Origin of the sequence: Desulfomicrobium baculatum DSM 4028 (assembly GCF_000023225.1) — a bacterium.
GTDB classification, from domain to species: domain Bacteria; phylum Desulfobacterota; class Desulfovibrionia; order Desulfovibrionales; family Desulfomicrobiaceae; genus Desulfomicrobium; species Desulfomicrobium baculatum.
In genome coordinates, this window is record NC_013173.1 from 1,433,199 (window position 1) to 1,446,187 (window position 12,989).

Here is a 12,989-nt window from a genome sequence, read left to right on the forward strand (position 1 = left end):
AATCCTATTGCTTATAGCGCTGCGCCATCTTCCTGATGGTCTTGATGGCCTCGTCCCTGAGCCACTGCGGTTCGATGATCTCGAAATTCCCTCCCCAGCGCAGGGCCCACCAAAGCACCTCTTCCGGTTCCGCCACATCAACCTCGAAGAAGATACTCCCGTCGCTGTTTTCGGTGAGTTTCTGCGAAGCATGGCGGGACTCTTCGCGGATGAACGGTGCAATTTCCGCTGCGAACCAGACTTTGACGTGCTCGGGCTCAAGGTTCGAGGCATAGATTCCGAAGACATTGGTCCGTCTGCGGGCGAAGTCGTATTCGCGCAGGTTCGAGAAGGTGAACCCAAGGTCGCGCACGCTGTGAATCCGGCATACCTTGAAGCAGCGGATCTCCTTGCGTTCAATGCAGTACCCGTCCAGGTACAGGAACCCATCGACCACGAACACCTGATAGGGCTCGACCTCGTAATCCTCGGCTGGCTGGCCCGGTTTGCAGTAGCTGATGCGAATACGCCGGCGGTTGATGGTGGCGTTGAGCAGGTCGGCGACGATCTGCTCTTGCCGTGATGAACCCCCGTGCGCGATTTCCTGGTCAAGGAGCGCCTTGCAGGCTTTGCAAAAAGAGTCATCCTGGCTGGCCAGGAGTTTGGATGCCGCCGCTCTGGCATGCTTTGCGAGAAAGGATTCCTGCAATTCCCCCAATTGGCTCAGCGCCAGGATGATGGCCAGTCGCTCGTCAAGGCTCAGGTCGGGGATGGGGAGATACCCATCTTGGGTAATGACCTGTCTTCGTACGGCCTTAACGTAGCTGAACTCGATCCCTATGCTTTCCATGAACTTGCGGTCCCGATTGTACGTGGACTTGCCGACACCAAGCTCTTCCTGAAGTTCCTTGGAGGACATTTCCGGTTTCGTCTTCACCAGTTGATAGAGGAGGAGGATGCGTCGCAGTTGCTGGATCTTCTGGGGGTCGTTGGCCATTTGGATCTCGATATCTTCAGGGTTGCACCGATGGCGCCCAGGACACTGGGCGAGACCGTACAGGTGTAGCGTGTCTTGCTGCGCAACGCTAGATATGTTGGATTGTATGACAACAAAAAAAGACCGAGATATCGCTCACATGTACCCGTCGTGTCCAAATTGTTCTCTCACCTCAGACTAGCATTGACGGCTTCGACGATCGGCGTCTTATCTTTGAACCTGTGCCCGCCTTTCTCGAACGTTCTGATCGCCGCCGTGCCTTCGAAGCGCTTGATCACTTCCTGCGGATTGATGAGATCGTCATCAAGGTTGACGACAACGGTGATTGGGATATTTTTCGGCGGCACGGGGATTTCGATCTCTGGATAGTTGTAAAAATACGGATTGAGCAGGACGCAGGATAGGCCAAAGTCGGCAGCCAGGACGCACGTCATGCGATAGGCCCAGTAGCCGCCCAGGGATATGCCGACGATGAGCGCTTCGGGGTGAGGGGAGATGTACTCCTTCAAATAGGCTTCGATTTCTTCATGTGTGCGTTCCATGGGTTTGTAATCCGGGATGAGCACGTTGAACTCGTTGGAGAAATGTTCCCGGATCGCCTTGCCGCTGCCGGAGCCTTCCGGCGTGGATTGTTTGCCGTGCAGGAAAATGATTGTTCTTTGCATGATGGGTCTCTCTTTGCTGATTGTGCTGCATGGGCGAATTGCGCCCGAAGGTCATTTTTCCCAAAATTCCTGGCGTGCCCTGGAAATGAGGCTGAAGATCTGGCCGTCATCTGTCCCTCTGGTTCGGCCTGTCAGTCCTTCAATCCACCGATTCGGCAGCCCTTTCCTGCCGTGCAGCGCACCGACAGCGGCTCCAACGATGGACGCGACGGTGTCGTTGTCCTTGGTGTCGTTGACGGCCCTGACCAGAGCTGCTTCAGGGTCCTGGGCGTGGCGCATGAGGATGTAGAGGACGCTTGGCACGGTCTCCAGCAAATAGGCTCCGGAACGCCAGATTTCGCAGGCCTCCATGACGCTCAGGTTTTCGCCGTATGCCCATGTGAGCTTTTCGCTGACAAATTGATGCAATGGGTCATCGAAGGAGTACTTCATGCACCCGCTTCTCGGAGCGTATCCGATGTTGCCTTGCAGATCGGCGGCCAGGGCTGCGTATCTTTTCGGCCACCAGGCGGGGTCGGGCGGCGTCTTCATGTCCAGCAATTCCCAGAGCATGGCCGTGAAGGCCAGGCATGAGGATGTGGACGCATGGTCATTGTGGGTCATCATGGCCGAGAGGGCAGTGTCGGTCCAGATGTCCGTGCCGCCTTGGCGCAGATGCGGGATGAGCATGGGCGCGATGCGCATGAGCGCACCGTTGCCGGCGGAATGCGGCCCGCTTTCGTACCAGGGGCGGCCGGATTTGAATGCGTCCAGAAAGCCCTTCATGGTTCGGCCGATGCCGTAAATCCGGCCGCTGTCCGCGAATTTGCGGGCCAGATGCTCCGGTATGAACTCCCCCTTGTCTTCGATCAGTTGCTCCAGGGTCCAGAACGTCAGCTGCGTGTCGTCGCTGGGATAACCCATTGCGCTGCCGGTCCGATCCCGGACCAGATAGTCGCGGATTTCACCATGGAGTTGATGTCTGACCAGGGGAAGCCTTGATTCCGAGGTGTTCCCGAGAGAGTCGCCGATGGCAGCGCCCAGGAGCATGCCCTCCACTCGGCCGAAATCGAAATCCGGTCCTTTGGGGGCAAGCGAATGGTCAAAGATTGCGCCGCGCTCCAGCCGTATGGCTTTGGTGTCGAATAGCTGGCGGAGTATGGTGGCGTTAAGCTGCCGACTTTCTTTCATTCGGGATCTCCGGGACTTTCGGTTGCTGGATTCCTGGGTAGCGCAGGCATGGGCCGAATGGCTACAACTCGTAATCGGCTGGTCGATATGGTCAGGGCTATCTGGTGAAATCTCGCCTGGTTCAGTCCAGCTCGCATGGGCGTCCATGGCGATGGCGTGGAGGATCTCTTCGTAGCAGGTCGTCCCAAAACGGCGATCTGCTGCGTCAGCGAAATAATCCGGACCACTTATGTATGCTCGAATACACCGCGCGCCCTGGATTTTTTCACTTCCTTGCATCTCACAATTTTTGAACGGTCTGCGAATTTTGAATTTTTCAACAGCTGGATAGGGGATGTGGTGCTGTGCGATTTCGTTCATCGTGCTCCTCGCTTGTTGCGACGAAGGTTTGGATGTGCTTGACGCATTCCTTGTGCAGTTTGTCGTGTGGCGCGGCAATCATGGCGGGCTGGATGGTCCCGTGATGCTGGGAACATCCCGGCAAAGACTTGGTGAGGGATGGTGGAAAGAGAGAGGGACTTGTTTAGCGCAGTGAAGGGGTGAAATGGGTGGACTTCAGGACCATGGACCCGAGGCAGCCCATGCTTCTGGAATTTTTGACTCTTCTGAAATCGACGTTGCGATCGGTCCGAGGAATATTCCAAGCGCCGTCGTGACCTCCTGAAACGAAACAGGGACATGTTCCTGCTGCAGCCTCTTGCGGAAAGCCGCCCACTGGGTCTGTTTAACTTCAGCAAAGTCTCGGCGGAAAGCTTCAATTTGTTCAGGCAAGACAGTTCCTCTCTGTTTGAACGTCAATCTGACGGCCTCGACCAAATCCTTTCCGTTAAAGTCAAATTGACGCGATAGGAGCCAGATGTCGTAGAAGTCCTTCATTCGGCTATTCAGGGCGCCCAGAGACACCATGGCTTCAAATTTTTCGGCAATGGCGCTTTCTCGGCTGTAGCAAAGAAGTCGCGGGGCCGGGAAATCGAGCATTGTGGGCATTTCCGCCATCTCGGGGCCGGGATGGACGATATCGCCGAAGCCGATGTCAATTTGCATGTTGATGCGTGCCGTGCCCAGGGTCCCGAGAAATCGCACTCTGATTCCTTCATACTCGGCGTCCTCGGTGATGCGCTCGGTCCGGAGCGAATCTGGGTCGAACGAAAGTCCGTCCATGCCTACATCCATCATCATGATATCCCGGATTTGACGGAGAATGAGCGTTTCCTCGCGGTTTGTCCTGCCAAGCATGTCGATATCCATGGTCGGCCTGAATTGGGGGGATCGCCAGACCCTGAGCATTAACGCCCCTTTGAGGACAAAGCGGTCCGCATGGGCAGAGCGGGAGAGGCGGTACAGAAAGCGCTCCATGGCATAGTATTGCAGGAGCTCATTGAAAGGCCTGTCGTCGTGGTGGGCACGGTTCAAGAGGCGTTGCCTGACGGATGCCGAGATGTTCTTGCCGGATGTCACAGGGTTGCCTCCAGGTACGGTCGCATCACGTTCTGAACCCGACAGATTTTCGCATAGTCGAGCAGGGCTGCGAGCTTGAAGGGTTTCCGGGTTTTGTAGAGTTTGAGCGCCTCCAGCACCACGTCCATGCCGATCTTGTTTCGAAATTTGAAGCAGTCGGCGATGGTTTTTTCAGGGGAGTAGATGTTGACTGGTACCCCGTCGATCCGCTGCTCCTCGACGCCAGCCGTGTACGACGCACCAGAAAACCGGTGTACGAACAGCGGAGGATGGTCCAGCTCCGGCCGTCTTGCCTGAAGTGGAATGGCCACGGAGACTCCGTGCGGAATCTGTGTGGTCATCTCGTGGAAGGCGAGGGCGGAAATCAGGCAGATGACCGCGTTCGGGACGCGCAGTGCGACAGTCACCAGATCGGGGTTGCCGATGGGGGGCAGTTCTACAAGGCGGTACACCCCGCGGCTGAGCTGCTCGATCACACCCCTGTCCCTGAGAGAGTAGAGCATGTAGCGGGAGATGCCGTGCGCGATGGCTTCGCTCATGCGCAGTTGGCCGCCGTTGGCTCGGAATACGTCTTCAGGGGTCTGCTTCATGGATTCTTCCAGACAAATTGTCACTATTTGTTAATAAGTATGGACAATATGTCTTGTCGCGGTTGGAAAATCAAGACCTTTCCGCGCTTATGCGAAGTCATGCGTCTTCTCTGGGAGTAAATCTCGCAACTCGGCAAACTTGCAGCATCTTTTTGCGTGCAACACTTTGATATTTCGAATATTTTAGAATGTCTTCCCGGCGGGAAGTGAAAAAAACGAGGGATCTTCCCAGCCTCACGGGACGATCATCGTGTTCTCGATAGCCAGTGATCATGCGGACTTGGTAATACTGATCTCAAGCGACCTGCTCCGGCAGGCCCAGGATTTCAGACCCAACTGTAGACCATTGGAGAGACCACATGAGACGAATGTTCAGAAGAAGCAATTCCGGTTCCATCGATTCCACGCCCGAAAGTCGCTATGCGCGGATCAAGACGGCGGGCTGGCTCATGCGTCTTTTTGACAAGCGGATTGTCCTGAGCTCGGAACTTTTCGCGTGCACGGCGTGGTGTCTGGGCGGGCTTGATTTCTGCCTGCAGGGCCTCATCAAGGAGGCTGCGTCGTTCGTTCCCGTGTCCAAGAGCGAGGACGAGTTGGCGACTCTCGAAGAGCTCAAGCGCGTCTCCCTCTATAATTTAGGCAATGCGCTGGAAGATTTTCTGCAGGAACATCCTCGCCATCACAAATCTGCCCGGGCGCTGCTTCAGGCAGAGTGCAGGGAGATGCATTCCACTCGGATGAAGCGTCCTCGTTCGTACGCCATGGCCGCCAAGCGGCTGGAAGAGCTGTTCGGGCTTGACCGGGAGAGCGTTGAGCTGTGTGAGTTTCTGTTCATCAATCGATCTTTTGATTCGGTGGAAAGCTATTTCGAAGACAATTTGCAGGCCATGCGGTTTGGCGGCCTCTATTTTCTGGCTCACATGCTCGGCATCACGGCCTCACGGTGTCGCAGCATTCTGCGGGAACTGGCTTATCTTGGCATCGCTGAAGTTGATCGAAGGCACGTTGCTCTGGAAGACTCCATTCGTGATCTGTGGACCGAGAGCGACTCAACGCGCGTATCCCAATCTTTTTGCCGTCCTTTGGAAGGGGAGGCGTTGCCGCTCGAAAATTTCAGCATCCCCGCCGAACAGGTGGAGCATGTCCGCGCCTTGCTTCGGCAGCCCAGTGACCGCCCTATGCACATCCTTCTCTACGGCGCCCCAGGCACCGGCAAGACGACTTTTGCTCGAAGCCTGGCTGCGGCCGAAGGCATTCCGGCCTGGTCCGTGAGCCCGCCCCAAGGCGCGGATAATGACCGCCGCGCCCAACTCACAGCCGGAGCACGCATCGCCTCCCAGCACGACAAGGCGTTTCTGCTCGTGGATGAGGCAGAGCGCATCCTCGATTGCGACATGTTCTCTCGGGAAAAGAACGTGGATAAAGCCTGGCTCAATACCTTTCTGGAAAAGCCCGGCCAGCGGGTGTTGTGGATCACGAACCACGTGCATCACCTCGAAGGGGCGGTGCGGCGGCGCTTTCATTTCAGCATTCATTTCGAGCCGCTGGGGAGAAAGGAGCGGAGCGCCATGTGGCGGCAGATCCTGGAGCGGCGCGGTGTGCTGAATCGCGTGAATGACGCCGAGCTGGCAGACCTGTCCCGCACCTACGATGTCCCGGCATCGGTCATGGAGATGTCCGTGACCCAGGCTGCGGCGCTGACCGGGAGAAAGCGGAGCGCCTTTGTCCCAGCGCTCAGGCGCGTGGTGGATTCTTATCAGACGCTGCTGCGTGATGGCGGCAAGCAGTGCAAGAAGATCGCGGTGGCACCGCACTACGACCCCAAAGGCGTCAGCCTGGAAGGCTCCGTTGATGCCCTGATGAACAAGCTGACTCGGGTGGATCGCATGCTGCGAAGCGGCGGCGAGCTGAACGCAGGCGCGGCCACGATGCTCTTCTACGGCCCTCCCGGCACAGGCAAGACCGCGCTCGCCCGGTATCTGGCGGACAGGCTGGACCGGGAGTGCAAGGTTGTCCGCGCCAGCGACCTGCTCGGGCCGTATGTCGGCATGACGGAAGCGAACATTGCGGAGGCTTTTCGGGATGCGGAGCGTGACGACGCCGTTCTCGTCATCGACGAAGCCGACAGCTTCCTCTTTCCAAGGGAAAAAGCAGCGCATTCCTGGGAGACCACCCAAGTCAACGAGTTCCTGACCGCCCTCGAAGAATGCCGGGGTTTCTGCATCTGCACCAGCAACCGTCGGGACAACATGGATCAGGCAGCCATGCGTCGGTTTAGCCACAAGATTGCGTTCACGTACTCCAAGCCGGAGCAGGTGCAGGCACTTTATGACGCACTTCTTGCGCCACTGGCGTCGGAGCCGATGTCAAAAGAGCTGGAAACGGAACTGCTGGCTATGCGCCGCCTGACACCGGGGGATTTTCACGCGGTTCGTTCACGAATGCTATTTGATGGCGCAAAGGGTGTAAAACATCATGTGTTACTTGAGGGTTTGCGCAAAGAGCAGGAATTGAAGCTCGATATCGACCGACGGGGAATGGGGTTCTTGAAATAGAGGTGCGCCATGATCATTGATCCCGAATATTGCGAATTTGATCCAGCCTCGCAGCGACTGACCGTCATTTTGGGTCTGGCTTCCGAAGGAGGATTCCAGGTCCGGCTACGATCCTGGAACGAGGGAGGGGGAGTGGAACTCATGGAAGGGGGCCGCTGGAAAAGAAACGACGACGCCTTCGACTTCCCCATTGTTTCCGACGATGTCAGCGATCTTGAACCAACGCACCCGGTGCGAGCATACCATGACGCCCTGCCCGCAGACGTGACCAAGGTGCTGCGTCAGTTCAGTTCGCTGCAATGCAGACTTCTGCATGTGATCGGCCAGTTTCCTGAAAGCGCGGAGATGGCTGACTCCGAGCCAATCCTCTTTTGGCTGGCATCAAACATGCTCGGTCCGGCTCCGTCCAAGGCCGATGTCAGGAGACTTTATGCCCGTCGCCGCGTTTCGATCTTGGAATCATTTTGCTCGGCTTCAAGCAGATCGCATCTGAAGTTTTTGTCGAAAATCTGTGAGTTCGGTTATTTATTCAAAGATCTTGAGCTGCTGCGCCGCATTCTTAACGATGGAGAGTTTTTGAAAAGGGTGCGTCATTATCGGCAGATCAACTGGCCCGTGCTGAAGGTGTTTTACACCCAACGGTACGTGATGGATCTTGGATGCGCCAAGGACTGCCTGGCGGCTGGCAGCTGCCGGGATGCCTTTCGGTATTTGTACAAGGTCTGTCGTGATATTCGCGGTATCCGCATGATGTGCAAAATGCTCGAGTGCGAAAATCCGGAGCAGCAGGTTTTCGCCATGAAAAGCGCATTTCAGATCCGTGACCTGCATGATAAAATCGCCAGGGATTTAAGCATAAAAGAAAGAGAAACTATTATTGCCCACTATGGTGAACTCTTTCCGCCGTCGCCACTTAAAGAGACAAAAGATATCGAATATATAAGCAATGTTGGCGATTTGCTTGAAGAAGGGCTGGTGATGAGGCATTGCGCTGGAGAATTTGTCTACCAGGCATTGCGAGGGGATGTTTTTATTTATCGCGTCCACGCGCCGGAGAGGGCGACTATGGCGGTGCAGAGGTCTGCTGATGGGAGTTTTTCGATTGAGCAGGTTAAATTGTGTAGGAATGGGAAGGCTTCTGAAGAGACGTGGGAGATATTGAATGCTTGGATAAGTATTTGATATTTGGAATAATATTAAAAATAGTGAATGTATAATTTAAGAAGAAATAATGATGATACATGTTGAGCATAATTGTATATGATGAAAAAATTGAATTAAGCGGTACTAAATTTATTATCAAACTGCATCACCTGATAATGAATGTGGATAAGTTGTATTGCATTTTCTTAATATTCGAATTATATGCTTATTTCATTGACTATGCATGTAGTATGGATGATTGTTTTTTTGATTCAAGGTGTCTATATTTTGTATTGAATTGTAAATATAGGAATTTTTATTTGTGGAAAATGTATTATCTTTGTAAGTTTTAATTTTTAGGGGTAGTTTATGTTGTATTATTATAGTAAAAAAGGTATTTTTTCTCATGTCGAATCTTGTAATGATGTGTTTGAAATTCACTATGTTGAGTTTGGGTGTAATAAAAAATTAACATTTGAAACTGATGAGCTGATAAAATCAGTTGGACTTAATGGTGATGAGTCTAGTGAAATAATTTTCGAAGTAATTAAAGATAAATTTAAGGATGTAATGCGTAATATACCAAAGAGATTAATGAAGAAAATTTTTACCAGCCCTGTTCCAAAAGAGTGGAGAGATTTTTCAAATGAATACATATTTAATAATAAACAAATTAATAGATTTCAAAGTTCTGATGTTGATTTATTTGTTTCTCATTATGGTCCATTTTTTACGTTTGTTTTTATTCAAGAGTTAGTAAAATGCTATATCTCGCACGGTCTGCCTGTCCCCTATTTTGCCGAAAGGGTAATTGCTGATCCAGTTAAACGTCTATTTGTGACAGAAGAGCCTGATCAAGAATGGCAGGATGAAGAGTAATTTTTAGTTTTTCTTTTTATATCTCGTATAGCATTGTATTCATTTTCGTATTCATTATCAAAATTTTATTAAATAATCTCAGCAATTCGGTTTTTAGTTGCGGCCGGAATAAACATTTATTTAACAGGTATAGATCATAAACTCAAGGTGCTGGGTTTAGGTCACGGTCAACGTTGGTAACCTAAAACTGATCTATAACAAAAATGAATTTTTATTGGATTACAGATTATAAAGAGTGCATAATAAACGAGTTAATTTTAATCTATTTCATTAGATTCTTCTGTTTTTCAGGACAGACTATTTTAGTAACTTGCGTTGAATTTTAGTTGCAAGATAAGGTCTTGTAAAAGCGTCGACTTGAAGATTATATGATTACTATATTCGATTTGTTGCATTTGTATGAATACTGATTAGCTCAACGTTGTGGCGGTCCGGGCGGTTCTAGCCGAATGCTCCAACGTTCAGCAATATGCGAGGCTTGGTCCGGGCCAAATTGGCTAATAAGATACTCCAGTAGGTCCTCCTGCCTCGGCTGTCCGAAGACCATACGGTAGAGGGCAAGGCTGCGTTGTAAGCGGCGATAGCGTCCTTCGTCGCGACTGTATGGTATGGCCAAAATGCGTCTTTCTACTTTAGCGCCGCCTTCGGTTTCGAAGATCCAGTAGGGGACGAGGTCGTTGCAGCCGTCATTCCGTGTGGCATGAGCCTGTTCGAAGAGAATGCGCCAGGGGTCTTTGCCAAGTGTCGAGGTACCTGCCAGGGCATTGAGGCCGAAAGCATCGGCAACATTCTTGCGAACCGCGTGACCTTTGTAGCGGTGAACGCGACCCTCTCGCTGTTCCAAGTCTACCGGGTTGGCCGGCAGGTTCCAGTGCACTACTGAATGGCACCAGACATGGAAATCCAACCCTTCCTGGCCTACTGAGGTAGATGCCAACACGAAGGGGCGAAACGGAGAATTGAACGCTGAGCGAACAGCTTCCTTACGGGCTACAGACTTGTCCTCTTCGCGTTCGCCAAAACGCATGGCATAGTGGCAGCGGATGGGGAAATGGTCGATGACAGCTCTGTCTCGACGCACACGGATTTCATCGGGTCGGAGGGTCGATGTGCGGATGGATAGAGCGGTATGAAGTTCCTCGGCGATGCCTTTGGCTGTTTGCTCGTCTGTCGAATCGAGAAGTCCCAATGATTCGCGCAGAACATGGACCTGCTCGTCAAGTAAGGCCTGGAGGTTGCCTTCAGCGCAGTAGGTCAGTACTTGCTGCCAGAAATTTGAGGCTTTTTTCTTGCCTTTGACGAGAGCCGTGGCCTCTGGGGAATTGAACTGCTTGCACAGGCCCTTGGCTACGAAGACGGCAGAATTCCGCAAGGTCAAATCATCGAGCTTGAGTCCGGGACTTGCCCGATGAAGGGCGCGCAGTGCACAAACAGCAGGTCCTGCCAGAGCGATATCGGCCAAAATTTCGCAGAGGTCGTCCGGCGGTCGGCCTGTACAGTTCTCGACGCCGTCCCATGTTCGCAGCCAACTCTGAAGGAAGCGCCCAAATCTATCTGACTCGTCAGGACCCTCATCCTCGAAATTGCCGGTACGCGCTGAGGACCAATGTGTTGCGCACCAGTCGCGGAAGAGGTGCGAATTGTCTCGCTCCAGGAAAATGATCGCCCGCCAGTACCAATCGGAGTCAGGCTCCGCGTCTTCCAAGCCACTGGGAACAAGCGGCTCTAGCCGTTCGCGGATTCTTTGTGCCACTATGGCACGGACTTCGGCTAGAAGTGGACACTTACCGGTGGTGCTGGCAAGTTCCAGCGGATCGGCTAGAGCGGCCAGGGTTGTAGACGGAAAGAGGAGAGCCAAGGTCATGTGACTGGCTTGGTTGCGAAAAGCAAACTGTGGCTTGGCGGGATCACCTTTCAAACGCAGGTTAATCTGGAATCTTTTTGCAAGATTATCATAAGCGACCTTCCGGCCCGCTTCGCGGACCATCAGTCGTTCCACTTCGTAAGAAAGCATGGTGGCGATAGCATCAGGAACCACGTTCCAGCCAGAGAATATTAGGGTCTTGGTGGCTTGGCGTACGAAGGCAAAGGCGCCTTCTGGCCGCCAGTACGGTAGTGATGGAGGCAGCCAAAGCAACCGCCACAGCCCTGAATCGACGACTTCTTGGAAGAGCAGTCGTAGGCGGGCGTTTGCTGGCTCTAGCGCTGCGTAGGCTGCGAATCGTTTCTTGTCGAGTAGCCCTTGGGGATGATTGCGGAGGATCTCAAGAATGCTGTTTGTTTCCGTACCTCTCGTGGTCAGCCGCTCGCGCAGTTTTTGCTTGAGTTTGTAGTCCTTCATGAAATTGAGCAGGTACGGACTGGACTTCCAGTATTCGAGCGTATCGGGATTTCCCACTTCGCGACCTACCGCATCGACTAGGCGCAGGTCGGCCAAATCGCCTGCCGCCAGCGGTAGAGTGGGCCGCTTCTCGACGACCATGGCGTCACGTCTGGTGGTGGCGCAAATCCTTTCCGTACGGCACATCACCCGACGCAGACACCCCTCCACGCTGTTTTTGATCGTCGCTAGCCCCTCAAAATCGTCCTCATTCCCGGCCGCCTGCAGAGCGCGGCGGAACATTCGGAGATCCTCCTCCAACCTAGCTAGTGAAGCCGGGCTGTCTAAAAGAAAGCCCATTGTCTGCAGGAAGTCCCGGTAATGGTCTTCCTCTTCGTCATCCCGGGCGAACATTTTGTAAGGGGTAGCCGACAGGAGCAGAACGCGCAGATCGGGGTTGGGATAGTTGAACAGCTCCTGGGCAAGTTCAGCAACCGGATTTTCTTCCGGATCGCCAAGCAGGTCTTTGAACCGTTGAAACTCGTCGAGAATGACTAAATTCGGCCTCAATGCGTCTAGACAACTCTTTGCCAGAAGCCGGCGGAGGTTTCCGACGAGCTGAAGACAACGCTGCCGCTGCTCATCATGGATGCTTCGCCGGCCATCGTGGTAGATGGCACAAAGTTCAATAATCTCCCTACTTATGGTTGAAGATGCACAAATAGCGCTATAAAATGTGTCAGCAATGCCATTATCGAAGTCCAGATCTGAATTAACTTCAGTTCGCCAGCCATCTCCTGCGTTGCCCTGCAGCAGACGAGCGAGTCCATTGGGTGAAACATGAAGGCGCGAGCGGAGCATCTGGTAAATGAGATGACGCTCTCGTTTCGTTCCGGTCCGATGCCCATGATTGAAGGTCGTACCAGGGGTGAAGCTGATGAAATTAAGGGAATTAGTTTGGAGGTCACGGACACGAGTTGGTAACAGAGTCAATCGCTCAGGACAGAAGAAGGCCGACCGGCCAGTGATGTTCAATCGACTTACATTTTGCCGGGCGATGTCTGCATTGGAACAGATGTAAATCACATCGATCCGTTCCACTCCTTTGGCTTTCAAGTGGTCGACAATGGAGGCAATGAGACCGCGGGCCACCAGGGTCTTCCCTAAGCCGACTTCGTCTGCCACCAGAAAACGTCGCGCTGGCTCCTGTTCCTGGTACATTCGCCGAAATAC

Annotated in this window: 9 protein-coding genes; 3 read left to right on the forward strand and 6 right to left on the reverse strand. The window is 53.2% G+C overall.

Annotated features, from left to right (window positions below):
- Window positions 1–4: 4 nt before the first annotated feature.
- From DBAC_RS06545 to DBAC_RS06565, 5 genes are all read right to left on the reverse strand, one after another.
- A complete protein-coding gene (locus DBAC_RS06545; protein ID WP_015773493.1) occupies window positions 5–976 on the reverse strand; it encodes a helix-turn-helix transcriptional regulator in 972 nt (323 codons plus the stop codon).
- Window positions 977–1,143: 167 nt separating this feature from the next.
- Window positions 1,144–1,641, reverse strand: a complete 498-nt coding sequence (locus DBAC_RS06550) for a YqiA/YcfP family alpha/beta fold hydrolase (protein ID WP_015773494.1) — start codon at window positions 1,639–1,641, stop codon at window positions 1,144–1,146.
- Window positions 1,642–1,692: 51 nt separating this feature from the next.
- On the reverse strand, window positions 1,693–2,811 hold the full coding sequence (locus tag DBAC_RS06555) for an ADP-ribosylglycohydrolase family protein (RefSeq protein ID WP_015773495.1): 1,119 nt from the start codon (window positions 2,809–2,811) through the stop codon (window positions 1,693–1,695).
- A gap of 555 nt (window positions 2,812–3,366) precedes the next feature.
- A complete protein-coding gene (locus DBAC_RS06560) occupies window positions 3,367–4,269 on the reverse strand; it encodes a nucleotidyl transferase AbiEii/AbiGii toxin family protein (RefSeq protein ID WP_015773496.1) in 903 nt (300 codons plus the stop codon).
- On the reverse strand, window positions 4,266–4,859 hold the full coding sequence (locus DBAC_RS06565; protein ID WP_015773497.1) for a type IV toxin-antitoxin system AbiEi family antitoxin domain-containing protein: 594 nt from the start codon (window positions 4,857–4,859) through the stop codon (window positions 4,266–4,268). The genes DBAC_RS06560 and DBAC_RS06565 overlap by 4 nt, the downstream gene beginning before the upstream one ends.
- Before the next feature lie 359 nt (window positions 4,860–5,218).
- Between DBAC_RS06565 and DBAC_RS06570 the strand changes: the two genes are divergently transcribed.
- The 3 genes from DBAC_RS06570 to DBAC_RS18795 all read left to right on the forward strand — a co-directional run bounded on the left by DBAC_RS06570 (window position 5,219) and on the right by DBAC_RS18795 (window position 9,436).
- Window positions 5,219–7,414, forward strand: coding sequence for an AAA family ATPase (locus DBAC_RS06570; protein WP_015773498.1), 2,196 nt, complete (start codon window positions 5,219–5,221; stop codon window positions 7,412–7,414).
- A gap of 9 nt (window positions 7,415–7,423) precedes the next feature.
- A complete protein-coding gene (locus DBAC_RS06575; protein WP_015773499.1) occupies window positions 7,424–8,596 on the forward strand; it encodes a PcfJ domain-containing protein in 1,173 nt (390 codons plus the stop codon).
- Window positions 8,597–8,926: 330 nt separating this feature from the next.
- The gene (locus tag DBAC_RS18795; RefSeq protein WP_015773501.1) at window positions 8,927–9,436 is read left to right on the forward strand and encodes a hypothetical protein; all 510 of its coding nucleotides are present in this window, start codon (window positions 8,927–8,929) and stop codon (window positions 9,434–9,436) included.
- A gap of 415 nt (window positions 9,437–9,851) precedes the next feature.
- Here DBAC_RS18795 and DBAC_RS06580 read toward each other — a convergent pair whose 3' ends face one another.
- A complete protein-coding gene (locus DBAC_RS06580) occupies window positions 9,852–12,977 on the reverse strand; it encodes a DEAD/DEAH box helicase (protein ID WP_167320921.1) in 3,126 nt (1,041 codons plus the stop codon).
- Window positions 12,978–12,989 lie beyond the last annotated feature (12 nt).

Excerpts from the sequence above, each read along its gene's own strand:
- DBAC_RS06545 (WP_015773493.1), bottom strand. The coding sequence starts at position 976 with ATGGCCAACGACCCCCAGAAGATCCAGCAACTGCGACGCATCCTCCTC.
- DBAC_RS06550 (WP_015773494.1), bottom strand. The coding sequence starts at position 1,641 with ATGCAAAGAACAATCATTTTCCTGCACGGCAAACAATCCACGCCGGAA.
- DBAC_RS06555 (WP_015773495.1), bottom strand. The coding sequence starts at position 2,811 with ATGAAAGAAAGTCGGCAGCTTAACGCCACCATACTCCGCCAGCTATTC.
- DBAC_RS06565 (WP_015773497.1), bottom strand. The coding sequence starts at position 4,859 with ATGAAGCAGACCCCTGAAGACGTATTCCGAGCCAACGGCGGCCAACTG.
- DBAC_RS06570 (WP_015773498.1), top strand. The coding sequence starts at position 5,219 with ATGAGACGAATGTTCAGAAGAAGCAATTCCGGTTCCATCGATTCCACG.
- DBAC_RS06575 (WP_015773499.1), top strand. The coding sequence starts at position 7,424 with ATGATCATTGATCCCGAATATTGCGAATTTGATCCAGCCTCGCAGCGA.
- DBAC_RS18795 (WP_015773501.1), top strand. The coding sequence starts at position 8,927 with ATGTTGTATTATTATAGTAAAAAAGGTATTTTTTCTCATGTCGAATCT.
- DBAC_RS06580 (WP_167320921.1), bottom strand. The coding sequence starts at position 12,977 with ATGTACCAGGAACAGGAGCCAGCGCGACGTTTTCTGGTGGCAGACGAA.